The organism is Streptomyces sp. NPDC006314 (assembly GCF_040613075.1).
Classification (GTDB): Bacteria; Actinomycetota; Actinomycetes; order Streptomycetales; family Streptomycetaceae; genus Streptomyces.
The window spans coordinates 279603-304529 of the sequence record NZ_JBEXRL010000007.1 but is presented as its reverse complement, the minus strand read 5'-3'; the positions used below and the strand labels follow the sequence as shown (position 1 = coordinate 304529).

Here is a 24927-nt window from a genome sequence, read left to right as displayed (position 1 = left end):
ACATGCGCAAGACGACCGCTCTGCGGGCGGCCGCGGCCGCGACCGCCGCCCTGCTCACCGCGACCGCCTGCAGCAGCCAGCGAGGGCAGGACGACCAGACCACCGCCGCCGGTGGCGCGTGCAAGGGCCAGCAGACCACCGGCATCACCGACAAGACCATCAAGCTGGGCGGGATCTACCCGCTGTCCGGCCCCGCCTCCGCGTACGGCACGATCAGCAAGGGCGTGGCCGCCTACTTCAAGTACGTCAACGGCGAGGGCGGTATAGACGGCCGCAAGGTGCAGTTCGTCGTCCGCGACGACGGCTACCAGCCGCCCAAGGCGGTCGAGGAGGCGCGCAGACTCGTCGAGCAGCAGAAGGTCTTCGCCGTGTTCCAGACCCTGGGCACCCCGTCCACGGCAGCCGTGTGGGACTACCTCGACAAGCAGAAGGTGCCGCAGCCCTTCGTCGCCACGGGTGCCTCCGTGTGGGGCACGGACGACAAGCACCCCTGGACCATCGGCTGGCAGCCCAACTACGTGGCCGAGGCACGGGTGTACGCCAAGTACCTGGAGGACGCGAGGCCCAAGGCCAGGGTCGCGGTCCTCTACCAGAACGACGACTTCGGCAAGGACCTGCTCGGCGGGTTCAGGAAGGCCGTCGCCGGCAGCGGCGTCAAGGTCGTCGCCGAGGAGAGCTACGAGGTCACCGCGCCCTCCGTGTCGGCACAGATGGCGAGCCTCGCCCGCTCCGAGGCGGATGTGCTGCTGGACGTCACCACCCCCAAGTTCGGCAGTCAGGCCCTCGCCGCCGACGCCAAGAACACCAAGTGGAACCCGCTGCACATCGTCAACAACGTGGCGTCGTCCGCCGCCGTGCTCCAGCCCGTCGGGTTCAAGAACGTCCAGGGCGTGGTCTCGGCGACCTACTTCAAGGACCCCGCCGATCCGCAGTGGGCCGACGATCCGGAGGTGAGGACGTACAAGCAGGCCCTGCACGAGTACGCACCCGACGCCGACCCGGCCAACCAGTTCAACGCCTACGGCTGGGCCGTCGCCTCCAGCCTGCACCAGGCCCTGGACGCCATGAAGTGCCCCACCAGGGAAGGGCTGCGGGACGCGGTGCGCAGTCTGAAGGACGTGAAGGTGGGACTGCTGCTGCCGGGGGTCACCATGTCCACCGGTCAGGGCGACGCCTTCCCGATCGAGACGATGCAGCTGATGCGGTTCAAGGGCGAGCGGTGGCGGCTGTTCGGCAAGCCGGTCGACACCCGGAAGGAGTTCGGCCCGGCGGCGAAGTGAGCCGGCGGGGGCGGTCCCCGTCGATGCCCGACACCTGGGGACCGCCCCCGCCCCGGTACCGGAACCGGGCCCTCAGGCCTGCCGTGACCACCCGTGCCCGCCACGCCGTGTGCCACGGCGGGCGCCGCCGTGGCCCCGCCGGGTTCACTAGGCTTACGTGTACCGGCAGGCCAGCCATCGGTGGAGAAGCGGATGACGGAACTCAGCGCAACCCACGACGATCCGTTCGCCCCGTACCTCGCCGCCCTGGCGGTGCTCGACGACCGTGGGGCCGTGGTCGGGTGGAACCGGCGGGCCGAGGAGCTGCTCGGCCATCCGGGCACGGGCGTGATCGGTCGTCCGGCATGCGAGGCCCTTGTCGATCCGCGCGATCTGCGGGCCGTCAGGGAGGCCGCGGCGAGCTGCCGGAAGGCCGGCGGCTGGTTCGGGGTGCTCAAGGTGCGGCACCGTGACGGACGGCTCGTGGAGATGGGGCTCAGCGCCCACGCGTTCTCCCGCGACGGCCGGGTCCGTGAGTGGCTCGTCGCCGGGGCACTCGCGGCCGACGTCCTGGAGTGGCAAAGGGACCGCGCGATCCTCGACGGATTGTTCCGCCGGTGCCCGATCGGCCTGGTCGTCCAAGGCCCCGACCTGAGAGTTCTCCGGGTCAACCGGGCCATCGAGCGCTTCACCGGCGTTCCGGCAGCGGACTTTCGGGGTGTGCCCATCGGCCATATGCTCCTTCCCGACGACGCGCGCAGGGCCGTGGACCGGGTACGCCAGGTGATGGAGACCGGCAGACCGTTGATCTACTCCGAGCAGTTCGCTCGCCTCGAGAAGGATCCGGCACGAGAGCGGGTGGCGTTGGTCTCGTCCTTCCGGCTGGAGGATCCCTCCGGCCGCATCCTGGGTGTGGCCGAGTTGATCGAGGACATCACCGAGCGCCATCGGGCCCAGCGGCGGCTCGCGCTCCTGGACCAGGTGGGCAGCCGTATCGGAACCACCCTCGACGTGGCCGAGACCGCCCGGGAACTCGCCGAGGTGATGGTCCCTCACCTCGCCGACCACGCGTCGGTGGACCTGCTTCAGCCGGTGACCGTCGGTGACGAACCGGCGCAGGCGGTGGCAGGACCTGTGGTACGAGTGGGGACCTGCGGCGTCGGCGCCCAGCAGCCCGGCCCGCCCCACCCCCAGGGGGCGCCGGTGGAGTTCGCACCCGGCACACCCCAGGCACGATGCCTGGCCGAAGGACGTCCCGTCCTGGAAGCGGTTCTGCCGCCCGACTCGTTCTCGCTCGCGGGACGCCAGGGGGCCTGCGCCCCGGACCTGGGCGCCCACTCGCTGATCGTGGTGCCTCTCGCCGCCCGTGGCCTGGTGCTGGGAGTGCTGACCCTGTGGCGTTCCCGCCACCCGGATCCCTTCGAGGCGGACGATCTCACCCTCGCCCAGGAACTCGCCTCGCGCGCCGCCGTCGCCATCGACAACGCCCGGCGCTTCACCCAGCAGCAGCAGACCGCGTTCACCTTGCAGAGCAGCCTTCTGCCCCGGGCGGTTCCGGACCAGTCGGCCGTCGAGGTGGCCCTGCGGTACCTGCCTGCCTGCGCGGCCCCGGGCCTGGGCGGCGACTGGTTCGACGTCATTCCCCTGTCCGGGGCTCGGGTCGCCCTCGTCGTCGGCGACGTGGTGGGACGCGGCATCCACGCCGCTGCCACGATGGGCCGGCTGCGTACCGCCGTACACACGCTCGCCAGCCTCGATCTGGAACCGGACGAGGTCCTCTCCCGCCTGGACGACCTGGTCGCCCTGCTGGCGGCCGAACAGGAAGCGTCCGGGGAGCGGCCCGTGGGGGAGCAGGTCGTCGGTGCCACCTGCCTGTACGCCGTGTACGACCCGGTCTCCCGGCGGTGCTCCGTGGCCTGCGCCGGCCACCCGCCGCCGGTGGTGACCGCTCCCGACGGACAGGCGGCACTGCTCGACCTGCCCACGGGCCCACCGCTCGGCCTGGGCGGTCTGCCGTTCGAGGCCCGGGAGCTCGAGCTGGCCGAGGGAAGCCTGCTGTGCCTGTACACCAACGGAGTCATCGGCGAACGCCACCTCGATGCGGACATCGGCCTGGCCAAGCTGTGCGCAGCGCTGACCCGCCCCGCGGACGCGCTGGAACGGACCTGCCAGGGTGTGGTCGACTCGCTGGTGTCCGCGCGTCCCAGCGACGACATCGTGTTGCTGATCGCCCGCACGCGCATGCTGCCACCGGGCGATGTCGCCTCCTGGCAGCTGCCGCTGGAGGCTGCCAGCGCCGCCCACGCCAGGGAATTGACCTCCGCCAAGCTGACCGAATGGGGTCTGGAGCACTTGGCGTTCAGCACCGAGTTGATCGCCAGCGAACTGGTCACCAACGCCTACCGGTACGCCAGTGGCCCGGTGACCCTGCGGCTGATCCGTGAACGGTCTCTGGTGTGCGAGGTCAGCGACACCAGCCACACCGCACCGCACCTGCGCCGCGCCCGTACCACCGACGAGGGCGGCCGAGGCCTGTTCCTGGTGGCGCAGATGACCGAACGCTGGGGCACCCGCTACACCCGCGAGGGCAAGACCGTGTGGGCCGAGCAACCACTGGCCGGCACGCTCACCTGACCGCACATGCCATCGGGTGCCGACGCACCGCAGCGTGCGCGTCGGCATACGGCTGCCCGGGGGCCCGTGGCGATGGTCTTGCCCCCGGGGCGGACCGCGGCGGCGGCACCGAGGCCGCCTGCCCGGTCCGCCCTCGCCACCGTGTCATTCGGCCGCGGCGAGCAGACGTGCCTCGTTCTCCTCGTACATCTGCCGGCTCTCTCGGCTGTCGGCGGCGCGGCGCCGGTGGTCCAGACGGCTGCCCAGCCAGCCCGCCAGGTAACCGAACGGGATGGAGACCAGGCCGGTGGACTGCATGGGGAACCAGTGGAAGTCGGCGTTCGGGAAGACGGCGGACGGCGTGCCCGAGACGGCCTTGGAGAAGACCATCAGCACCAGCGCGCAGGCCGTACCGCCGTAGAGGGCGGCGAGCAGGCCGGTGCGCGTGAGTCCCCGCCAGAACAGGGAGTAGGTCAGCGCGGGGGCCACGGCCGACGCCCCGATGCAGATCGCCAGCGTGGTCAGCACGCCGACGTCCCAGCTCTGGACCAGGCTGGCGAGCACGATGGCGAGGGTTCCCACCGCGACGCTCGTCCACGCCGCCACGGTCATCTCCGTACGCGGCGCCGCCCGTCCCCGTCGCGCCGCATGGGCGAACAGGTCGTGGGCGAGCGACGAGGCCGCGGCCAGGGTCATGCCCGCGACCGAGGACAGCAGGGTGATGAACACCGTGCCGGCGACGGCCGCGTAGAGGATCGTCGTGCCCGCGGAGGTGGCGCCGCCGAGCGCCCGGGACAACATGAGGACCGACGTCCTGCCGTGCGAGTCGGCCGCGGCGATGTACTGCGATCCCACCAGGGCCGTCGCGCCCGTACCCATGATGATCACGAGCAGGCAGAACGTGGTGACCGTGCCGACCGCCCACGACATGGAACGGCGCACGGCGGGCACGTCCCGCGCGGAGTACAGGCGCATCGTGATGTGCGGCAGGCAGGCCGCGCCGAGGATCACGGTGATCTGGAGACTTGCGAAGTCCAGCCGGCTGCCGGCCGAGGTGCCCAGTTGCAGGCCCTGCTGGAGAAAGGCGGGCCCCGCGCCGCTCCCGCGCTCGGCGGCCCGGAGCAGGTCGCCGAAGCTCCAGTCGAAGCGGTTCAGGACCAGGACGGCGACGGTGACGCTGGTGGCCAGCAGGACCGCGATCTTGATCATCTGGATGAGCGCGGTGCCCCGCATGCCACCGATCGCCGCGTAAATGATCATCAGGCTGCCGACGAGAACGATGCACGTCGTCCTGGCGCCCGCCTCGTGGGGGATGCCGAGGATGAAGGTGAGCAGCGACCCGGCCCCGGAGAGCTGGACGACCAGGAAGGGGAGGGTCGCCGCGAGCGTCACCACGCAGGAGGCGATGCGGACGGCCCGCCCGGGCATGGTGCGGGCCAGGACGTCGCCCATGGTGAACCTGCCGGCGTTGCGCAGCGGTTCGGCCAGCAGGAACATCAGCAGCACCAGGGACAAGGCGGTGCTGACCGCAAGGACATAGCCGTCGTATCCGGCGAGCGCGATGATGCCGGTGGTGCTCAGTACCGTGGCCGCGGAGATGTAGTCGCCGGCGATGGCAAGGCCGTTCTTGAGCGGGGTGAGCGAGAGGTAGCCGGTGTAGAAGTTCGTCAGGTCGTCGCGGTCCGGTCCCGCCATCACGCACATCAGCAGTGTCAGGGTGACCAGGGTGCTGAACAGAATCAGGACGATGGCCTGCGTCCCTGAGCCGAAGTCGTTCATCGCGCCGCTCCCACGTCCCGGCCCGGTCGGACTGCCTGTTCCCTGACGACCCGCGCCAGCGGGTCCACGGAGCGCTGTGCGCTGCGTCCGTACCAGCAGACGGCCGCGAAGGTGACGACCAGCTGGAGGATCCCCAGGGCCATGCCCAGGCTCATCTCTCCGGCGACCTTGGCTCCCATCAGGTCCCGCGCGCAGCAGGACAGCACCACGTACACCACGAAGGAGCCGAGCGCGGTGAGGGTGGAGACCCTGCGGAGCACGCGGTAGGCCGAGCGGAGGGCGGCGAGGTCGGCGGTATGGGCGGAGGCCTGGGGCGCGTACGACTGGAGCCGCGGATGTTCCTCGTGCGCGTCGTACGGGAAGGCGCCGTAGCCGTACGAGTCGTAGCGAGGGGCCTGCCCACGGGGCTCGGTCCGCGGCTGCGACCATCCCGGCGGTGCTGGGGGCGGATACCGGTTGTCGTCGGGGTATGTCATCGCTGGCCTTCCGGTGCGGCTCGGTTCCGTGGGAGGTGGGCTGTGCGGAACGTTCGGCGGCGCACGGTACCGACTGGTTGGAATGGCTGATAAGAGTGCTGAGCGTCCTGTTATGAGTTCGATGCGGGAGCCGGTCGGGAGCAGGTCGGGGCCGGCGGTCGGCGGCCTCCGGACCCTGGGTACTCCGACGGGCGGGTGGCGTATGGTGAAAATCACACCTACCCACGTACCTACTGGTCGGTATGGTCACGGGGAGCTGCGAACGACAGGAGGCGCGATGTCTGCGACCAACCGCCAGATACGTCTGGCAGCCCGCCCCGTGGGCGAGGTCAAACCCGAGGACTGGGAGCACTGTGCGGGGCCCGTCGACGAGCCGGGACCGGGCTGGTTCGCGGGCCGAACGCGGGTCATCTCCCTGGACCCGGCGATGCGGGGCTGGCTGGACGACCGTCCCTCCTACCTGCCGCCGGTGGGCATCGGGGAGGTGATGCGCGCCGGATCGGTCATCGAGGTCACCGCCTCCAACCACCCCGACTACCAGCCGGGTGATCACGTGGTCGGAGTGTTCGGCGTCCAGGAGCACGTGGTCTCCGACGGCAAAGGCGCCATGAAGATCGACACTTCCCTCGCCCCGCCCTCGACGTATCTCGGTGCGCTGGGCATGCCCGGCATGACCGCCTACTTCGGCCTGCTGGACGTCGGGGCGCTGAAGGACGGCGAGACCGTCGTCGTGTCGGGGGCGGCCGGCGCGGTCGGGACCATCGCGGGTCAGATCGCGAAGGCCAAGGGCTGCCGGGTCGTGGGCATCGCCGGGGGGCCGGAGAAGTGCGCGTTGCTCACCGACGAGCTGGGATTCGACGCGGCGATCGACTACCACGCCGACGACGTCAGGAAGGCGCTGCGCCGGCACGCCCCCGACGGCATCGACGTCTACTTCGACAACGTGGGAGGCGACATCCTCGACGCCGCCCTGACCCGGCTGGCGATGCACGCGCGCGTCGTGGTCTGCGGTGCGATCAGCCAGTACAACAACGCCACCCCGGTCAAGGGCCCCTCGAACTACCTGTCACTGCTGGTGCGCCGTGCCCGCATGGAGGGCTTCGTCGTCTTCGACTACGCCAAGCGCTACGCGGAGGCCGCCGAGCAGATCTCCGCCTGGATCGGCGCCGGCCGTATCAAGGTCAAGGAACACGTGGTGAGGGGGACCGTGGACGACTTCCCCGAGACGTTGCAGATGCTCTTCCGCGGTGAGAACGTCGGCAAGCTCGTCCTGGAGCTGGCGTGACGGCCGCCGAGGGCGGGGCCGCGCTCGAGGGCAAGGTGGCGATCGTCACCGGCGGTGCCAGCGGACTGGGCCGGGCCACGGCGCTGGCACTGGCGAAGGCGGGGGCGCGCGTCGTGGTCGCGGACCTCGACGCGCGCGGCGGCCGCGAGGTGGCCGAGATGGCCGGCGGCCATTTCCGTGCCTGCGACGTCTCCGACCTCGATGCCAACCGTGCGCTGGTGGACTTCACCCGGGAGCAGTGCGGTGGTGTCGACATCGCACTGCTCAACGCGGGGGTGGCGACCGGATGCGGCGTCGGCGAGGACTTCGATCCGGCCCGCTACCGTCGCGCGATGGGGGCCAACCTCGACGGCGTGGTCTTCGGCACCCATGCGGTGCTGCCCGCGCTGCGGGCCCGTGGCGGAGGCACGATCGTGGCGACCGCGTCCCTGGCCGGGCTGGCGGCGGTACCGCTGGATCCGCTGTATGCCGCCAACAAGCATGCGGTCGTGGGCCTCGCACGCTCCCTGGGACCGGCTCTCGCGCCGGACAACGTGCGCTTCAACGCCGTCTGCCCGGGGTTCGCCGAGTCGCGGATCATCGATCACCTGCGCGACATGCTCTCCGGGCAGGGACTGCCCGTCATCCCGGCCGAGGTCGTGGCGGACACGGTGCTGCGGATCGTCACCGGCGACGGCACCGGGGAGTGCTGGTTCATTCAGGCCGGCCGCGACCCCGAGCCGTTCCGTTTCCGTAACGTGCCCGGTCCGGCAAAGCCCGTCGAGATCTGAGCGCTCACGGCAGCCCGTGTCGGCCACGGGCTGCCCGTGCGGTCACCTGGAGATGAGTGCCACTCGGGCGATGGGCCGGGCGTCACCTCCCCCCGGCCCGGCGCGATGAGGGCGTCGGAAACGGCCCGTCGGCGGCGGGGAGGGGGTAGGAGTGGAGTGATGACCGCAGCAGTGAGGTGAGCACACCATGGATCTGGTGATGGTCGTTCGGGATGCGGGGATCAACTGCGGACGCGGTGCTCTCCCCGGCGCGTCCACCTGGCCACCGTAGTTCCCGTGCCGCATCGTGGATGGGGCTGCTGACCTGCCGAGAGACCGCTTCGCCGGCTCCGCGCGCTGAGGCGGGCGCGCCGGTGAGGCCGGCAGGTGGAAGGAGCGAGTGCGATGAGCCGAGCGAAGCAGCGGCCCGGGCAGGCGGATCGCCCGGAGGACGAGGCGTCGGGCCCGAGTGGGTTGATGGATCTGCTGGGTGTCGCTGCGGTGCTGTTGGAGGCCGACGGCCGGATCGACATGTGGAGCCCGCAGGCCGAGGCACTGTTCGGCTATGCCCGCAGCGAGGCGGTCGGGCAGTACGCGGGGCCGCTGCTCCTCCACCCCGAACACCAGGATGCGGCGATCAGGCTGTTCGCCGAGGTCATGGAGACCGGCCGGGGCTGGGCGGGGTCCTTCCCCGTCCGGCACAAGGACGGCAGCACCCGAATGGTCGAGTTCCGCAACATGCGGCTGACGGACAACCTCGGCGACCACTACGCCCTGGGGCTGGCCACCGACCGGTCCACGCTGCGCCAGGTGGAGCGCGACGTGGCCCTGTCCACCCGGCTGGTCACCCAGGCCCCGATCGGGCTGTCCATCCTGGACACCGAACTGCGGTACCTGGTCGTCAACCCGGCCCTGGCGGCCATGCACGGCACCCCCGAGGCCGACCACGTCGGCCGGGGTTTCCACGAGGTCCTGCCCGGTCAGCGGTTCCGGGCCGCGGAGGCGGCCATGCGGAAGGTCCTGGAGACCGGCGTCCCCGTCGTGGACCAGCAGGTGGTGGGCCGTACCGCCGCCGACCCCGACCATGACCACGCCTGGGCGGTGTCGTTCTATCGGCTGGAGGACCACCACGGGCACGTGCTGGGGATCGCCAACGTGGTGGTGGACGTCACCGACCGGTACGAGGCAGCCAGAAAGGCCGACCGGGCCCAGCAGCGCCTGCGCCTGGTGGCCAACGGCTCGGCCCGCATCGGCACCACCCTCGAGGTGGAGCGGACCGCACAGGAACTGGCTGACGTCCTCGTGCCCGACCTGGCCGACATGGTCGCCGTGGACCTCCTGGACTGCGTGCTGCAGACGGGGCGCATGGACGTGGGCGAGGGTCCGGCGATGTTCCGGGCCCTGGCAGTGAAGACCGCCTACCCCACCGACGCCGCTCAAGCGATCGTTCCGCCGGGCCGCCTCACCGCCTACCACGCCGACCACCCGGCGTCCCATTGCATCCGCACCCGCCGCCCCCTGCTGATCACCCACCTGGAGAGCGGCGACCTCTCCCGCGTCGCCGCCGACTCCGACGCCGCCCGCCTGCTCGCCCAGGCCGGTGTGCACACCGACATGGCCGTCCCTCTCATCGCCCGCGGACAGATCATCGGCGTCATGGACCTGGCCCGTGCCCGCAACCCCCTGCCGTTCGACGAGGACGACCTCACCCTCGCCTGCGAACTGGCCTCGTCCGCCGCGCTGAGCATCGACAACGCCATCCTGCACCAGCACATCCGCAGCGCCGCCGAAACCCTTCAGCGCAGCCTGCTTCCGCAGCTCTCACCCCGGCATCCCGGTCTCGAGGTCGCCGCCCGGTACCGGCCCGCGCAGGCCTTCAGCGAGGTAGGCGGCGACTGGTACGACGTCATCCCCCTGGACGGTGACCGCACCGCCCTCGCGGTGGGCGACGTCATGGGCAGCGGTATCCCGGCCGCCACCACCATGGGCCGCCTGCGCACCGCCACCTCCACCCTCGCCGACCTCGACCTCGACCCCGCCCGGATCCTCACCCACCTCGACAAGATCACTCGGGGCCTGGACCCCTATCTGGCCACCTGTGTGTACGCGGTCTACGACCCGCATCACGCGCGGTTGCACGTGGCCTCCGCCGGCCATCTGCCCCCGGTACTGGTGCGGGCGGGCAGGCCACCCGAACTGCTCGACCTGCCCACCGGCATCCCCCTGGGAGTCGGCGGCGTACCCTTCCAGGCCACCACCCTCGACCTGAATCCCGGCGACCAACTCGTCCTGTACACCGACGGGCTGGTCGAAACCCGCGACGACCCCATCGACGAACGCCTGGAAGACCTCCTGCGTCTGCTGTCACCGCCGTACCGGTCCGCGGAGGCGACCTGCGACCTGCTCCTGCGGGAGCTGCGGCACCCTGCCGGCCATGACGACGTCGCCCTTCTCATCGCCCGTGCACAACCACTGTCGACCGGCCGATCCTGAGCAGGCGTTCGAGAGGCCTGGTCAGGCGTCCACCACGGCGCTCTTCCCGGGTCGGTGGGGTACCCGGGTACGACCTCGCCGGTCAGGCCGCCCTGTCACCGGGCCGCCGGTCCGGCCCTCGCGCTGCGTGCGGCCTCTCGGGCTCGGCGTGCCGGCAGGCGCGGGGAGGCGTTCCACCGGCTCCGGCGACGTTCGGGGCTGCCGGAGCCGGCCGGGCGCCCGGCGTCAGCTGTGGCTGAGGACGTTGACGACGCGGCCGTTGGGGTCCCGGACGAAGAACCGCCGCACGCCCCACTCCTCGTCGGTCAGCGGATGGACGATCTCCGCGCCGCGCTCCTTCATGGCGGAGTACACGGCGTCCACGTCCTCGACCTCGATGCTCACGTCCGGTGCGACCGGCGCCGTCTTGTCGTCGGTCATCAGGCTGATCTGTACGGCGGGGTTCTCGGTGGACGCCAGGGTCATGATCCAGCCGTGGTTCATGACTTCCTCGAAGCCCAGGACGCCGTAGAACTCCGAGCTCGCGTCGAGGGCTTCTGACTGGACGTTGGGGACGACTCGGCGGACGTGCATCTCGCGGCTCCGGTGGTCGGGTCGGACGCGTCTGAGGACCGGGCCAGCCTAGTCGTTGCGGCGCCGGGCCGCTCGGAGGACCGAGCGGCCCGGCGCATCTTTCGGGGGTCTGTCCCCTCCCGGCCGGAACACCGCAGACGGGAATTGAATGGCCGGCAAGGCCAAGACACCCACCCGTGCGGGAGACGCGATGCGGTTGACCACGTCCCAGGGCGCAAGCGTGCCGGAGCGCGCCGTCATCGAGCTGCGCGAACGGCTGCGCGGCTCCGTCATCACCGAGGAGGACCGGGAGTATCCGGCCGCCAAGGCCATCTGGAACGCCTACTTCGAACGCCGTCCGGGTGCGATCGTACGGGTCCGGGGCGCCGCCGACGTGATCACCGCCGTGCGGTTCGCCAAGGAGCACGACGTGCTGCTCGCGGTGACCGGTGGCGGCCACTGCTTCGCCGGCACCGGCAGCTGTGAGGGCGGACTGGTCATCGACACCTCCGCGCTCAAGGGGATCAGGGTCGACCCCGAGCGGCGCACCGTGCAGGCCCAACCCGGCTTGCTGCAGGGCGAGTTCGACGCGGAGACGATGCACTTCGGGCTGGCGGTGACCGGCTCGCAGGAGTCGTACATCGGCATCGGCGGGATGACCCTCGGTGGCGGTCTGGGCTGGCTGGGCCGTTACCGGGGGCTGCTCGTGGACAACCTGCTGTCCGCCGACATCGTGCTGGCCAGTGGCGAGGTGCGCAGGGCCAGCCCGCAGGACGACGCCGATCTCTTCTGGGCGATCCGCGGGGGCGGCGGCAACTTCGGCGTGGCCACCGCCTTCGAGTACAAGCTCCATCCGCAGGGCGACTGCCTGGCCGGACTGCTGGCCTTCCCCGTCGCCGAGACCGGCGCCGTGGCCAGAAGGCTGGGGGAGTTCAATCAGACCGCGCCCGACGCGCTGACCACCTCGTTCGCCTTCCTCACCGTGGACGGGGAACCGGCGGTCGGTCTCGGATACGTCCACGCCGACACCTCGGCCGGGGCGGAGGAGGCCGTGGCGCCGCTGGCCGGGCTGGGCCAGAAGCCGCTTCTCAACCACGTCGGCCGGATGCCCTACCTCGCCGTGCAGCGGATGCTGGACGACAACACGGTGGCGGGCCGCAGGCTCTACGCGCGCTCCTTCCACATGGACGAACTGCACCCCGAGGCCGTGGAGATCCTCGGCGACGGCTACGCGAGCAACCCCTCGCCCCTGTCCCTGGTCGGTGGCGGTCTCATGGGCGGCGTCATGGCCCAACTGCCACCCGAGACAACGGCTTTCCCGCATCGCGACGGATATCTCGTCAGCGTCCTCAGCCAGTGGGAGGACGAGAGTGAGGACGAGCAGAACATCGCATGGACGCAGAACGTGTACGAACGCGTCCTCCCGTACACGACCGGCGGGGTGTACGTGAACCACCTCGGCGACGACGGTCCGCAGCGCGTGGCCGACGCCTACGGTGTGAACTATCCGCGCCTGCGGACGCTCAAGGCGAAGTACGACCCGGAGAACGTATTCCGGGTGAACCACAACATTGTGCCGGCCGACTGACGCCCGCCACGGACCGGGGGCGCACACCGCGTGAAACGGCCGGCGAGACCCGTATCGAAGGGGCTCGCCGGCCGTCCCGCGTTTTCAGCGCACCCGGAGCGGGACGCTGCGATAGGCACAATAGGGAAATCGGAAGCCGCCCCCGCTGGGCTGCCAGTCCGCCGGCCCCGCGGGCTCGAGTTCCGCGAAGCGGTCGAGGAGCCGTCCGAAAACCGCCGTGCCCTCCACCCGTGCCAGCATGGCCCCGAGGCAGTGGTGGGCCCCGCCGCCGAAGCTGAGGTGGGGATTGGGGTGCCGGCCCACATCGAGCCGGCCGGGGTCGGTGAACCGCCGCTCGTCGTGGTTGGCCGACGCCAGGAGCAGGACCACGACCCGGCCCCGGCGCAGTGTGCGTCCGCCCACCTCGATCGGTTCCAGGGTGAGCCGGGTCGTGGTGTGGATGGGTGCGTCCCAGCGCAGGAACTCCTCCAGCGCGGTCGGCAGCAGCGAGCGGTCGGCGCGCAGCCTGCTCTGCTCGCGCGGGTGGCGGGCCAGGGCCGCGCAGCCGGTCGCGATCAGGTTCGTCGTCGTCTCGAAGCCGGCGTAGTAGAGGAACAGCGCGTTGTCGACGGCCTCTTCCTCGGTGAGCCGCCAGTCGCCCTCCCGTGCGGTGGCGATGGCGGTGAGCAGGTCGTCGCCCGGATCGGCCAGGCGCCGGCGCATCAGATCGCGGAAGTAGTCCCGAAGCCACACGACCGCCGCGTGCGCGGCGGCGCGCTCCGCCTCAGGGATGAACACGGCGAAGGCCTTCGAGACATCGATCGAGCGTTCCATCACCGCGTCGCGGTCCTCCTGGGGGATGCCGAGGAGGGTGCTCATCACCTGCACCGGCAGGGGCTGGGCGAGATCCCGGACCGCGTCGAAGGTCCCGTGCGCCACGGCCCGCTCCAGCAGATCGTCGGTCATGGCCGCGATCGGCTCTGCCAGCGAGCGCACCACGGGTGGGCTCAGTGCCCGGGTCAGCAGCCGGCGCAGCCGGGTGTGTTCCTCGGGATCCCGGTCGATGACGATGCGCCGCAGGAAGTCCACCGCGGGTCCCGGGCCCACCGACAGGTTCTGGAACTCCTCGGGAAACTCTCTGCCGAGCCGGCGGTCGCGCAGCAGGGCCGAGACCTCCGCATGGCGGGTGACGACCCACTGGGCGGGGCCGCCCCGGCACAGCGGCCCCCGCGCACGCAGTTCCCGGTAAACCGGGTAAGGGTCTCGCAGGAATTCGGGATCACCCAGGACGAACCTGGGGAGTTGTGTGTCCATTGCCTCGGTCACAGGGCAGAGGATGCCTGATTCGGAAGTATTCATGGCACGTTCTGAAAGGGGTTGGACAGGGAATTGCGCGCACTGCTGAAGTTCAGTTCCGAACGTCGTGACCTCGTCTTCCCGATGGTAGGCTGCGCCAGCCGGAGGAATTTCTCGACCTGGGGGAGTGGAATGTCTTCCGATCTGCCCTTGAAATTCGATTCCAGGGACCCCGCGGTACTCAAGGACCCCTATCCGATCTACGCGGAGCTGCGCGCCTCCGGAGGTTTGAGCAGGGGCGGCCCCGGCCAGTGGGTGGTGAGCCGGTACGACGATGTCGCGCCGCTCCTGCGGGACCGCCGTCTCAGTCACGAATACCCCCCCGAGTACCACGAATTCAGTACGGGTGAGGGGCCCGCCCAGACGTTCTTCCAGCGGATCCTCCTCGATCGGGACGCACCGGACCACACCCGGCTGCGCCGGCTGATGGCGCAGGCCTTCAGCCCGCGTCTGCTGCAGCGGATGCACGACTACATCGAGCGGCAGGTCGACCTGCTGCTCCGCCCCGCTCTGGACCGCGGCAGTTTCGACGCGGTCACGGAGCTGGCTTTCCCGCTGCCCGTCACCGTCGTGTGCGAGCTGGTCGGCATCCCGGCCGTCGACCGGGACCTGGTGCGACCGCATGCCATCGACCTCGCCAAGGCCTTCGCCCTGTACGTCGCGGAAGAGGACCGGGCCGCGGCCCACGGGGCGGTGGCCTGGTTGCGGGAGTACATCGGCGAACTGCTGCGCGAACGGCGTGCGTCGCTGGGGGAGGATCTGCTCTCCCGGATGATCGTCGCCGAGGACGCCGAGGAGCCGGGTGCCCGGCTGACCGCCGAGGAGATCGTCGACAACACGGTCTTCCTGTTCTTCGCCGGGTTCGAGACCACCACCAATCTCATCGCCACCAGCGTCGCGGCGCTGCTCGACCATCCCGGGCAGACCGCCCGGCTGCGCCAGGACCCGGGCCTGTTGCCGAGCGCGGTGGAGGAGTTCCTTCGCTACGACGCGCCGATCCAGGCCACCGCGCGTCTCGTGCGCGAGCCGGTGGAGGTGGGCGGGCGAACCGTGCGACCCGGGCGGGTTCTGGTGCTGCTGCTGGGGTCCGCCAACCACGACGAGCGCCGGTTCGCCGACCCCGGCCGGCTCGACGTCGGGCGTGCGCCCAATCCCCACCTCAGCTTCGGCGGCGGCGCCCACCACTGTCTCGGCGCCAACCTGGCCAGGGTCGAGGGGCAGGCGGCGATCGGCTGGCTGCTGCGGCACGCGCCCGCGCTGAAAGCGGCGGGAGACATCGTCCGCAGGCCGAGCGTCACCTTCCGCTCCTATCGCAGCGTGCCGGTCGCGCTGCGCTGAACCTGGCCGAAACACAACTGACAGATTTGACCGTCCGCAATGGTCCCGGACCGTACATTGGCTGTGGGAATTCCAGGGAGGCCGGACGGGCTGAACCAGCCGTCGTGCGCCCCCGTCCCGAATTCCCGGCGGGACTTGATCATCATTCGGTTGTCCACGGGGGAGTGATGGCCGTGTACGTGTGGTCATGCCATGGATTGGGCGGAGTCCTGGCCGGTGCGTTGTCGCCCCCGCGCCTGCGCGTCACGAGGCCGGGCAATTTCATTCGAAACTAAACCACCTCTCGGGTGGTGCACGAGCGTGCCGACGTAGGTGCCTACCCGATCCAGTCGGGATGAGCACGGGACGGAATCGTTTCATCCGCCGGATTCGGCAGTACGGTTGTGCATGCCCACCTGACGTGCCGCGGGTGCCCGTTGAACGCTGCCCAGATGTCCGGCGGCAAGAGCCACGGGGGCCGGTGTGTGGTGCATCAGCAAGCGCGTGGAGGGAGCGCGTAGTTGGCACGTGAAGAAGTCCGGCTCCTGCGATGGCCGGCACAGCGTGAATTGCGTGACCGATGTAGGTCCAAGGGCTTGCCCAGGATACTGGTCGTCGAAGCGGGCGCGGCGGCCCCCATATGCGAGGACGTGTGCGAGGACTGGGTGCGGGCGCCGATCCCGGCCCATGATCTGCAGGCCCGGGTGGACGCCCTGAGCCGCAGATACCAGTTGAACCGGTTGCCTTACCTGGACGAGAGTGGTGTCCTCCACTTCTGCTCCCGCTCCGTCACCCTCTCGCCCACGCAGGCGGAGCTGCTGGAACTGCTCGTGGCACGCTACCGCGAGGTGGTGCCCCGCGAGGCCCTGCGGTTCCGGCTGGGTCAGGTCAGCGGATCCCGGACGCGCAACGCCCTGGATCTGCACATGATGCGGATCAGGGACCGGATCCAGCCGCTCGGACTCTCCATCCGTACCGTGTGGGGCCGTGGCTATGTGCTGGAGGCACAACCCGACCTGTCGTGACCGACCGGCCCGCGCGGGCCGGGATCCCGCGCGACACTCACCACTCGGGCGACCGCCGTGCAATCACCACGCAGGTCACGAGCAGGCCCGCTGCGGCGTGCCACCTGCCGTGGAAGCACGGGTCGCCCGGCAGCGCGTACCCGTCCGGAAGCCGCACCACGAAGCCGCCCGACGCCGGACCGGGTCCGGGCCCGGTGACCGATTCGACACTCAGGGCGCGCAACGGCGGCGGTCCTTCCCGAGGGGAGGGCCATGCCTTGTAGGCCGCCTCCCGCGCGCTGAACAGCAGGCGGTCCACGGGCAGCCAGGGCAGCCGCCGTTCCATCTCACCGGCCAGTGCGTTCTCCCGCGCCGTCAGCAGCCGGGCACGCACGCGAGCGGGCAGCGGTTCCGCCGGCTCGGCGTCCAGCCCCAGCCCCAGCCCCCGCGTGTCGCGGCAGACCGCGGCCGCCCGGTAGCCGGCGCAGTGCGTGATGCTGCCCACCACACCCGCGGGCCAGACGGGCGCGCCACGCGGACCGCGCGGCACCGCCGCAGGCGCCCCGCCCAGCGCGGCCAGCGCCCGGTGCGCGCACCAGCGCCCCGCGGTGAACTCGGCCCGGCGGCGCGGTCCGGCGTCCGCGCAGACGAGCGCCTCCTGCTCGAACAGCTCACCGGGCGCCACATCGCCGACGCGGGCCGCACCGCACGCCCAGGGCGGCAGCACGGCACGCAGCAGCGGTCCCTCAGCCCTCGCCACGGGCCCGCAGCGCCTTCTTGTCGACCTTCCCCACGGGTGTCTTCGGGAAGCCGTCCACGAGCTCCAGCCGGTCCGGGAGCTTGTAGGCGGCGAGCCCGCGTTCGGTGAGGTACGCCTTGAGGCGCCCCAGCCGCAGGGGCTGCCCGTCCAGGGGTGGGGACGACGGCACCACGAAGGCGCACACCTGCTCACCGAGCCGCTCGTCCGGGAGCCCGACCACCGCCACGTCCCGCACGGCCGGATGCGTCAGCAGATGCCTCTCCACCTCCTCCGCGGACACCTTGTCGCCGCCCCGGTGGATGATGTCCTTCACCCGCCCCGACACCACCAGGTTCCCCTCGGGAGTCAGCCGGACCAGGTCACCGGTGCGGAAGAACCCGTCGGGCGTGAACGCCCGGGCGTTCTGCTCGGGAGCCCGGTAGTACCCGCGGATCGTGTACGGGCCGCGCGCCAGCAACTCGCCGACCTCGCCCCGCGGTACGTCCCGTCCCGCGTCGTCCACCACCCGGATCTCGTCCGCCGGGCAGAGCGGGCGCCCCTCCGTCGTGAGGACCACCTCCTCGGGATCGTCCAGCCGGGTATGGGTGAGCAGACCCTCCCCGATGCCGTACCACTGCGTGAGCCGGCACCCCAGGGTGGCCGTCACCCGGCGGGCCACCTCGGGCTGGAACTTGGAGCTGCCCACCTGAAGCAGCAGCCCCGACAGGTCCGCCTTGGCCACCTCGGGATCCGCCAGCCACATCATCACCAGCGGCGGGACCAGTGTGGTCAGGGTGACGCCCTCCCGCAGCACGAGCGGCAGCGCCTCCTCCGGGCTCGGGTTCGGGGCGAGTACGGCCTTGCCGCCGACGAGGAGGGTGCCCAGCACCCCGGGACAGCCGAGCGCGGCGTTGTGTGCCACCGGGGTGGCCGCGAGGTACGCCCCGCGCTCGTCCATTTCGAGGGCCCTGGCACACGCCAGCGCGTTGTAGGCGTAGTCGTCATGGGTGCGCGGGATCAGCTTGGGCAGCCCGGTCGTACCGCCGGACAGCAGCAGCAGCGCCACCTCGGAGGAGTCGACCGGCGGCAGGTCCACCGGGGCGCCACGCACCTCGTCGAGCGGCGTGAACTCCTCGGCGTCGCCCGCCACCAGGACGTGGCGCAGCCCCGGCACCGCCGCGCGCACCTGCCGGGCCAGAACCCGGTAGTCGAAGCCCTGGAAGCGGTCCGGCACCACGTAGGCGACGGCCTCCGCGTGCCGGCACAGGTGGACGATCTCGTTGCGGCGGTGCCCGGGCAGCGCCATCACCGGCACGGCGCCCAGCCGGAACAGCGCGAAACTCAGGCCGACGAAGGACGCCTGGTTGGGCAGCTGGACGACCACCCGGTCCCGGGCCCGCACCCCGAGCCGGTACAGGCCCGCGGCCAACTCGTCTACCTGGCGGACCAGTTGCCCGAACGTGAGCCGCAGGTCGCCCGCGACCACGGCGGTCCGCTCCCGGCCTCCGCGCTCCGCGGACCGCAGCAGGTCGTACAGAGTACGCCCCTGCCAGTAACCCTCCTTGCGGTAGCGCTCGGCGAACTCGGCGGGCCACGGTGCAAAGCCTTCCAGCATGGAACGCCTCCCTCTGGACGTGCTGAGCCGTGCGGGGCTGCCCGGTCCGGCGCGGCCGGCGCGCGTCGCGGGCCACGGGCGGGGAGCCGATGAGGCGACCCGTCCGGCCGGACCGGGATGCGGCCCCGGGCGGGCACGGTACGAGAGCCCGCACGGCGGGAAGACCAGCATCCATCGCGGCGCGCGCGTGGCGCAGCCGGGTGAAAGACACCCAACAGCATCGGCCGGCCCTGTCCGGACGGCCTCTACGCTCGCCGATGTCCACGGCGGATCGGAGGTGAACCGGCCGTGTCCGCTCCCACGTTGCTCACCTGGCTCGAAGCACCCAGCACCCGCACCGGCGTGAACTTCGGCACCCCGGACGGAAGCTGGCACCGGTACAGCTATGACGAGTTGGCCCGGCTCAGCCGTCGGGCGGCCCACGCGCTCACCGCCGCCGGAGTGGGCCGCGACGACATCGTCGCCCTCGTGCTGCCCTCGTCGCCCGCCTTCCTCGCCGCGTTCTTCGGCGCCCTGCTGGCCGGCGCCACTCCCGCACCGCTGGCACCCCCGGTCGACGGAGCGCCCGCGGCGATGGGCTACGACGACCGGATGTCCGCACTCCTGACGGCCGCCCGGCCACGAGCCGTGATCGCCGACCGTACCCCCGGACATCACCTCCCGGCGGATATACACCTGCTGGACAGCGCCGGCCTGCTCGACCCGGCGCACGAGCGGGACACCGGTCCCGGCCGGATTCCGGCCGCGCGCGGACTGGTGCAGTTCACCTCCGGCTCCGGCGGCCGCGCCCGAGGCGTCGCCCTCGACGCCACCGCCCTGGCCGGTCACGTCGCCGCCATCCGTGACTGGCTGGAGGCCGCACCGGGCGCCGTGTGGGCCAGCTGGCTGCCCGTCCACCACGACATGGGACTCGTCGGCTGCCTGCTCGGTGCCGTCCTCGCCCAGGACGAGCTGTGGCTGATGCGGCCGGAGGCCTTCGTGCGGCGGCCGCTGGAATACCTGCGCTGCTTCGGCCTGCGCGGCGCCTCCATCAGCGCCACCCCCGCCTTCGGTCTCGACCACATCCTGCGCAAGGTCCGTCCCGAGCACCTGACCGGCCTGGACTTCGCCGGCTGGCGCTCCCTGGTGGTCGGCGCCGAACGCATCCCGCCGGCCACCCTGCGCGACTTCCACGCGCTGCTCGGCCTGCACGGTCTGCGCCGCGGGGCGCTGCTGCCCGCCTACGGGCTGGCCGAGGCCTCGCTCGCCGTCACCGGTCTGCGGCACGGGCAGCAGTGGACCGAGGAGAAGTCGGTCGTCGGCTGCGGCAGCCCGCTGCCCGGCACCACCGTGCGCATCGTCGACGACGACGGCCGGGACCTGCCGGACCGCACGGTGGGCGAGATCGCCGTACGCGGACCGCAGCTCGCCCTCGGCCACCTCGGCGACGACGTCCGCGACACCCGCATCACCGACGGCGAACTGCGCACCGGCGACGCGGGTTTCCTCGCCGACGGGCAGCTCTTCGTGCACGGCCGGATCGGAGACGGCCTGAAACTGCGCGGCCAGTGGGTGTTCGCGGAGGACGTGGAACAGGCCCTCGGCCGCGCCGGTCTGCTGCCGGCGCGAGCCGTCGTGGTGCTCGGCGAGGACGCGACCGGCCCGGTCGCCGCCCTGGTCGTCGAGGACGGCACCGGCACACCGGACCCGGCCGCGGACGACGCCGTACGCCGGCTGCTGCGCCACACGGTCCCAGGAGCCGACACCCTGCTGCTCAGGGTGGCGCGTGGTGCTCTCCCACGCACCCCGAGCGGCAAGCCGCGGCGCCGCACGATCTGGCACACCCTCGTCGAGAACGCGGCAGACCACCCTCAGCCCTAGGAGAGACATGGCCCACACCGAAAGCGCGGTCCGCGAGACCATCCTGAGTATCATCCGCCAACTCGCCCCGGACGCCGAGGGATTCCCCGAACAGGGCCCCGCCCATCTGGTCAACGATCTCGGCTACCACTCCCTCGCCCTGCTGGAGCTCGCCTTCGCGATCGAGGACGACTTCGACCTGCCGCCCATCGACGAGGAGACCGGCCGCAAGATCGCCACCTCCGAGGACGTGATCGCCTACGTGGTAGGGCAGTTGCGCGAGCAGAACGAGCTGGTGGCGGGCTGACCCGCGGAACGCCGGCCACCGAAAGAACTCTGACAGGAGACCGGAGTGGACATGCACACATCGTTAGGTTCGGAAGGCTCTGTGCGCTCGCCCGAGACCGGCGCACTTCCGGCGTGAAGAGAGGGGCTTTCACGTGTCCGACGCCGTGATCTCCATCGAACGGCTGCGCAAACGCTTCGGACCGACCACAGCCGTCGACGACGTCTCGTTCTCCGTCTCCGCCGGTTCCGTGGTGGGACTGCTGGGGCCCAACGGAGCCGGCAAGACCACGCTCATCAACTGCCTCACCACCCTGCTCACTCCCGACGGCGGCACCGCCAGCGTGGCCGGTCACGACCTGCTCTCCGACCCGCACGGGGTGCGTGCGTGCCTCGCGGTCACGGGGCAGTTCGCGGCCGTCGACGAGAGCCTCACCGGCCGCGAGAACCTGGTCTTCTTCGCCCGGCTGCTCGGCCTGTCCAAGCCGCGCGCCGCGGCCCGGGCCGAGGAACTCCTCGACCGGTTCGGGCTGGCGGAGAGCGCCGGCCGGCCCGTGGGGCAGTACTCGGGCGGCATGCGACGCAAACTCGACCTGGCCGTCGGGCTGGTGGTCCCGCGCCCCGTCCTGATCCTCGACGAACCCACGACGGGGCTCGATCCCCGAAGCCGCGAAACCCTGTGGGACGCCGTGCGGGCCCTCGCCGCCGACGGGATGGCGATCCTGCTCACCACCCAGTACCTGGACGAGGCCGACGCCCTCGCCGACCGGATCGTCGTCATCGACCACGGCAGGGTCATCGCCCAAGGCTCCCCCCGGGAGCTGAAACAGCAGACGGGCGGGTCGGTCTGCGAGGTGATCGTCGCCGACGACTCCGCCCGTGCCCGCGCGGCCGAACTCCTGGGCGCCTCCACCGCGGTCCATGTCCGCGACGACTGCCTCGTCATACCCGTGGGTGGTATGGAGGACCTCGGCGGGATCATCGACGCCCTGAACGCCGGCGGGATCCGCGCCGATGACGTCGCGGTGCACGCGCCCACGCTCAACGACGTCTTCTTCGCCCTCACCGCCGACCGCCAGGGCACCACCGGTCCCACGGCCGACCGCCCCGTCCCGGAGGCCCGCGCATGACCGCCCTCGCGCCCGCCCCGGTCTCCTCACCCGGACTCGTCCACGACGTACGGGTCCTCGCCGAGCGGGACTTCCGGCGCTCTTTCAGCCGGGGCGCGCTCGTCGGCACCGTGGTGGAGCCGCTGATGTTCTTCGGCATCTTCTACGCCACCTTCAGCCGGATGCTGGACGCCAAAGGCATCGACTACGGCCGCTTCGTCACCCCGACCATCATCGTGCAGGCCCTGATGTTCGTGGCCATCGCCTCCGCGATGTCACTGGCCACCGACCGCGGCAGCGGGCTGTTCAGCCGGCTGCGCACCATGCCGATCGCAAGTTCGGCCCTGGGCGCCGCCCGGCTGCTGGTCGTCGCCGCCGAGGCACTGACCTCCACCGTGGTGATCTGCCTCGTCGCGCACCTCGCGGGATTCCGGTTCCACGCCGGGGCGGCCGCCGCGATCGGCTTCCTCCTGGTGGCGATCGCCTTCACGGTCGCGCTGGCCGCCGTCACCGCCACCCTCGGGCTGAGCCTGCGCAACCAGGAGGCGCTGGCCGCCGCGCTCTTCCTGCCGTATCTGCCCCTGCTGGTGGTCTCCACCGGGTTCGTACCCGCATCGCTCTTCCCGGGCTGGCTCCAGCCCGTGGTGCGCAACTCGCCGGTGTCCGCCGTGATCGAGGCGCTGCGCGCGCTGTCCACCGGCGACCCCACGTCCGGACGGATCGTGCCGGCCGTGCTCTGGTGCGCGGGACTAACCCTGTTCTTCGGATGGACCACCGCACGCGCGTTCCGGAAGGTGACCCAGTGACCGCGACCAGCCCGACCCCCGTCCAGATGTCGACGACGGGACTGTGGGCGCAGTCCACGCTCATCGGTGGCCGGGTGCTCAAGCACTTCGTCCGCAGCCCCATGATGCTGCTGTCCACCTTCGGGTTTCCGCTGCTGCAACTGTTCATGCTGCTGGCCGCTTTCAAAATCATCGTGCGGGACACCCTGGGGGAGAGCTACGTCGTCCGCCTGGCCCCGCTGATCATCCTCGTCACCGCCTTCTCCGCGATCGGCTCCAGCGCCATCGCCTTCTGGGTGGACATCCGCAGCGGCGTCTTCAACCGGCTGCGGGCCATGCCGATCAACGCCCTGTCCGTCCTGCTCGGCCGCATGCTCGGCGACCTGGTCCGCAGCCTGGGCATCGCCGTCCTGGTCGCGCTGATCGCACAGCTGCCCGGGTTCCGCTTCCGGCAGGGTGTGGCCGCCGTGCTGGGCTTCTTCCTGCTCGTCGCCCTGTTCGGGCTGATGTGCACCTCCATCGCGGTGGTCGCGGCACTGTCCGCGCCGTATCCGCCCGTCATCATGCGCTGGGTGCAGATGCCCACGCTCGCCCTGACCATGCTGTCCTCCGGCTACATGCCGTCCGACGCCTTCCCTTCCGCGATCCGCCCCGTGGTCGCGGCCAACCCCGTCTCGACCGCCGTCGAGGCGCTGGTCGGGCTGTCGCAGGGCGGGCCCCTGCTGGTGCCCGTGCTCGCCACCCTCGCCTGGACGGTGGGCGTGAGCGTGCTGTGCGCGTTCGTGACAGTGCGCAAGTTCCGCGGTTTCGTCGCCGGCTGAGGCCAACGCCCCGCCGATGCCCAGGAGTTCCGTCACCCGTGGCGCGGTCCGCGGAGAATGAGGAGTCCGTCATGCCTGAAACACCCGTGTCCCCCGTGCCCGGTGAGCGACGCGCCCTCATCGCCGGATGCGGTATCACGGGCCCGGTCCTCGCCCTGTTCCTGATCCGCTGCGGCTACAGCCCCGTGCTGTACGAGGCCCGCCCCGAACCGGACGATCACGCGGGCTCCTTCCTCAACCTCGGCCCCAACGGACGCGGCGTCCTGCAGACCCTCGGCATCGCCGACACCGTGCTGCGGCACGGCGCCCCGACCACCCGGCTCGTCTTCACCAACCACAAGGGCCGCGTCATCGGCAGCAACCCCGAGCACACCACGTGTGTCAAGCGCGGTCTGCTCAACAAGGCACTGCGGGAGTGTGCCGAGCGGGCCGGAGCGCGCGTCGAGTTCGGCAAGCGCCTGGTCGACGTGAAGGGCGGACGGCCGGGCGAGGTCACGGCGGTCTTCGCCGACGGCACCTCCGCCGACGGGGACATCCTCATCGGCGCCGACGGCATCAACTCGGCCACGCGCACCGCCGTGTTCCCCGAGGCCCCTCCACCGAGCTTCACCCAGGGCATCGGTTCCGGCGGATTCGCCCGCACCAGCGCCCCGGGGGACCCGGACGGCACCTTCCGCATGATGTTCGGGCTGCGCGGCTTCTTCGGTTACCAGGTGCTGCCGGGCGGCGAGGTCTACTGGTTCGAGAACCACACCCAGACCCGTGAACCCGTCCGCGGCTGGGCCGGGTCGATCACCGACGAGCAGTGGCGCGAGCAGCTGCTGCGCCGGCACGCCGGCGACCATCCCCTGGTCGGCGAGATCCTGAGCGCCACCGACGGGCCGATCGGCCGGTGGCCGCTGTACGACCTGCCGTCCCTGCCCGCCTGGCACCGGGGTGACGTCTCCCTGATCGGCGACGCCGCGCACGCCATCTCACCGCACCTGGGCCAGGGAGCCGCGCTCGGCATGGAGGACGCCGTCGTCCTCGCCAAGTGCCTGCGCGACCTGCCCGACGCCCGCGCCGCCTTCGCCGCGTTCGAAGGGCTGCGCCGCCCGCGGGTTGAGGACCTGATCCGGCAGGCGCGCCGCACCGGCGGGCAGATGACCCCCGCCGGGCCAGTGGGGCGCGCCGTCCGCGATCTGATGCTGCCGGTCTTCCTCAAGCTCGGCCTGCGGAACGCCGAGTCGGTCTACGGCTACCGCGTCGACTGGTCCACCCCGGTCACCGCAGCGGACCGGTGAC

General features: G+C 71.3%; 20 protein-coding genes. 14 read left to right on the top strand and 6 right to left on the bottom strand.

What is annotated here, in order from left to right; all coding sequences use genetic code 11:
- Nucleotides 1-2: 2 nt before the first annotated feature.
- Entirely contained in the window at nt 3-1280 is a 1278-nt protein-coding gene (locus ABZ079_RS15925; protein WP_356940021.1) for an ABC transporter substrate-binding protein, read from the top strand.
- A gap of 192 nt (nt 1281-1472) precedes the next feature.
- Complete coding sequence (locus tag ABZ079_RS15920; protein WP_356940020.1) at nt 1473-3893, top strand: SpoIIE family protein phosphatase; 2421 nt, start codon at nt 1473-1475, stop codon at nt 3891-3893.
- A 144-nt stretch (nt 3894-4037) separates the two neighbouring features.
- Here ABZ079_RS15920 and ABZ079_RS15915 read toward each other — a convergent pair whose 3' ends face one another.
- Together ABZ079_RS15915 and ABZ079_RS15910 are read right to left on the bottom strand one after the other, a co-directional pair.
- Nucleotides 4038-5651: a cation acetate symporter gene (locus ABZ079_RS15915; protein WP_356940019.1), complete on the bottom strand. Its 1614-nt coding sequence runs from the start codon at nt 5649-5651 to the stop codon at nt 4038-4040.
- On the bottom strand, nt 5648-6127 hold the full coding sequence (locus tag ABZ079_RS15910) for a DUF485 domain-containing protein (protein ID WP_356940018.1): 480 nt from the start codon (nt 6125-6127) through the stop codon (nt 5648-5650). Before ABZ079_RS15910 ends, ABZ079_RS15915 begins: the two co-directional genes overlap by 4 nt.
- Before the next feature lie 277 nt (nt 6128-6404).
- On the opposite strand from ABZ079_RS15910, the gene ABZ079_RS15905 reads away from it, so the two are divergent.
- From ABZ079_RS15905 to ABZ079_RS15895, 3 genes are all read left to right on the top strand, one after another.
- Entirely contained in the window at nt 6405-7412 is a 1008-nt protein-coding gene (locus ABZ079_RS15905) for an NADP-dependent oxidoreductase (protein ID WP_356940017.1), read from the top strand.
- Complete coding sequence (locus tag ABZ079_RS15900) at nt 7409-8182, top strand: SDR family NAD(P)-dependent oxidoreductase (RefSeq protein WP_356940016.1); 774 nt, start codon at nt 7409-7411, stop codon at nt 8180-8182. The genes ABZ079_RS15905 and ABZ079_RS15900 overlap by 4 nt, the downstream gene beginning before the upstream one ends.
- A gap of 384 nt (nt 8183-8566) precedes the next feature.
- A complete protein-coding gene (locus tag ABZ079_RS15895) occupies nt 8567-10654 on the top strand; it encodes a SpoIIE family protein phosphatase (RefSeq protein ID WP_356940015.1) in 2088 nt (695 codons plus the stop codon).
- Nucleotides 10655-10879: 225 nt separating this feature from the next.
- Here ABZ079_RS15895 and ABZ079_RS15890 read toward each other — a convergent pair whose 3' ends face one another.
- On the bottom strand, nt 10880-11227 hold the full coding sequence (locus tag ABZ079_RS15890; RefSeq protein WP_356940014.1) for a VOC family protein: 348 nt from the start codon (nt 11225-11227) through the stop codon (nt 10880-10882).
- Between the two features lie 190 nt (nt 11228-11417).
- On the opposite strand from ABZ079_RS15890, the gene ABZ079_RS15885 reads away from it, so the two are divergent.
- Nucleotides 11418-12794 carry an FAD-binding oxidoreductase gene (locus tag ABZ079_RS15885; RefSeq protein ID WP_356940013.1) on the top strand — a complete coding sequence of 459 codons (1377 nt, stop codon included), beginning with the start codon at nt 11418-11420 and terminating at the stop codon, nt 12792-12794.
- Nucleotides 12795-12878: 84 nt separating this feature from the next.
- Here ABZ079_RS15885 and ABZ079_RS15880 read toward each other — a convergent pair whose 3' ends face one another.
- Nucleotides 12879-14099, bottom strand: a complete 1221-nt coding sequence (locus ABZ079_RS15880; RefSeq protein ID WP_356940012.1) for a cytochrome P450 — start codon at nt 14097-14099, stop codon at nt 12879-12881.
- A 180-nt stretch (nt 14100-14279) separates the two neighbouring features.
- Between ABZ079_RS15880 and ABZ079_RS15875 the strand changes: the two genes are divergently transcribed.
- Together ABZ079_RS15875 and ABZ079_RS15870 are read left to right on the top strand one after the other, a co-directional pair.
- On the top strand, nt 14280-15467 hold the full coding sequence (locus ABZ079_RS15875; RefSeq protein WP_356940011.1) for a cytochrome P450: 1188 nt from the start codon (nt 14280-14282) through the stop codon (nt 15465-15467).
- 575 nt (nt 15468-16042) lie between these two features.
- Complete coding sequence (locus tag ABZ079_RS15870; protein ID WP_356940010.1) at nt 16043-16471, top strand: winged helix-turn-helix domain-containing protein; 429 nt, start codon at nt 16043-16045, stop codon at nt 16469-16471.
- Between the two features lie 37 nt (nt 16472-16508).
- Here the strand turns inward: ABZ079_RS15870 and ABZ079_RS15865 are convergent, their stop codons facing one another.
- A complete protein-coding gene (locus tag ABZ079_RS15865) occupies nt 16509-17210 on the bottom strand; it encodes a 4'-phosphopantetheinyl transferase superfamily protein (protein WP_356940009.1) in 702 nt (233 codons plus the stop codon).
- Nucleotides 17197-18804, bottom strand: coding sequence for an AMP-binding protein (locus tag ABZ079_RS15860; RefSeq protein ID WP_356940008.1), 1608 nt, complete (start codon nt 18802-18804; stop codon nt 17197-17199). Before ABZ079_RS15860 ends, ABZ079_RS15865 begins: the two co-directional genes overlap by 14 nt.
- A gap of 288 nt (nt 18805-19092) precedes the next feature.
- On the opposite strand from ABZ079_RS15860, the gene ABZ079_RS15855 reads away from it, so the two are divergent.
- From ABZ079_RS15855 to ABZ079_RS15830, 6 genes are all read left to right on the top strand, one after another.
- Nucleotides 19093-20664: an AMP-binding protein gene (locus ABZ079_RS15855; protein ID WP_356940007.1), complete on the top strand. Its 1572-nt coding sequence runs from the start codon at nt 19093-19095 to the stop codon at nt 20662-20664.
- Nucleotides 20665-20671: 7 nt separating this feature from the next.
- Complete coding sequence (locus tag ABZ079_RS15850) at nt 20672-20950, top strand: hypothetical protein (RefSeq protein WP_356940006.1); 279 nt, start codon at nt 20672-20674, stop codon at nt 20948-20950.
- A gap of 133 nt (nt 20951-21083) precedes the next feature.
- Nucleotides 21084-22058: an ATP-binding cassette domain-containing protein gene (locus tag ABZ079_RS15845; RefSeq protein WP_356940005.1), complete on the top strand. Its 975-nt coding sequence runs from the start codon at nt 21084-21086 to the stop codon at nt 22056-22058.
- The gene (locus ABZ079_RS15840) at nt 22055-22843 is read left to right on the top strand and encodes an ABC transporter permease (protein ID WP_356940004.1); all 789 of its coding nucleotides are present in this window, start codon (nt 22055-22057) and stop codon (nt 22841-22843) included. The genes ABZ079_RS15845 and ABZ079_RS15840 overlap by 4 nt, the downstream gene beginning before the upstream one ends.
- Nucleotides 22840-23643, top strand: coding sequence for an ABC transporter permease (locus ABZ079_RS15835; protein ID WP_356940003.1), 804 nt, complete (start codon nt 22840-22842; stop codon nt 23641-23643). The genes ABZ079_RS15840 and ABZ079_RS15835 overlap by 4 nt, the downstream gene beginning before the upstream one ends.
- Nucleotides 23644-23714: 71 nt before the next feature.
- Nucleotides 23715-24926 (top strand): NAD(P)/FAD-dependent oxidoreductase, encoded by a 1212-nt coding sequence (locus ABZ079_RS15830; protein ID WP_356940002.1) that lies wholly within the window; start codon nt 23715-23717, stop codon nt 24924-24926.
- The last annotated feature ends 1 nt before the right edge of the window (nt 24927 follow it).

Excerpts from the sequence above, each read along its gene's own strand:
- ABZ079_RS15885 (WP_356940013.1), top strand. The coding sequence starts at position 11,418 with ATGCGGTTGACCACGTCCCAGGGCGCAAGCGTGCCGGAGCGCGCCGTC.
- ABZ079_RS15860 (WP_356940008.1), bottom strand. The coding sequence starts at position 18,804 with ATGCTGGAAGGCTTTGCACCGTGGCCCGCCGAGTTCGCCGAGCGCTAC.
- ABZ079_RS15895 (WP_356940015.1), top strand. The coding sequence starts at position 8,567 with ATGAGCCGAGCGAAGCAGCGGCCCGGGCAGGCGGATCGCCCGGAGGAC.
- ABZ079_RS15910 (WP_356940018.1), bottom strand. The coding sequence starts at position 6,127 with ATGACATACCCCGACGACAACCGGTATCCGCCCCCAGCACCGCCGGGA.
- ABZ079_RS15890 (WP_356940014.1), bottom strand. The coding sequence starts at position 11,227 with ATGCACGTCCGCCGAGTCGTCCCCAACGTCCAGTCAGAAGCCCTCGAC.
- ABZ079_RS15925 (WP_356940021.1), top strand. The coding sequence starts at position 3 with ATGCGCAAGACGACCGCTCTGCGGGCGGCCGCGGCCGCGACCGCCGCC.
- ABZ079_RS15830 (WP_356940002.1), top strand. The coding sequence starts at position 23,715 with ATGCCTGAAACACCCGTGTCCCCCGTGCCCGGTGAGCGACGCGCCCTC.
- ABZ079_RS15920 (WP_356940020.1), top strand. The coding sequence starts at position 1,473 with ATGACGGAACTCAGCGCAACCCACGACGATCCGTTCGCCCCGTACCTC.
- ABZ079_RS15840 (WP_356940004.1), top strand. The coding sequence starts at position 22,055 with ATGACCGCCCTCGCGCCCGCCCCGGTCTCCTCACCCGGACTCGTCCAC.
- ABZ079_RS15850 (WP_356940006.1), top strand. The coding sequence starts at position 20,672 with ATGGCCCACACCGAAAGCGCGGTCCGCGAGACCATCCTGAGTATCATC.
- ABZ079_RS15905 (WP_356940017.1), top strand. The coding sequence starts at position 6,405 with ATGTCTGCGACCAACCGCCAGATACGTCTGGCAGCCCGCCCCGTGGGC.
- ABZ079_RS15915 (WP_356940019.1), bottom strand. The coding sequence starts at position 5,651 with ATGAACGACTTCGGCTCAGGGACGCAGGCCATCGTCCTGATTCTGTTC.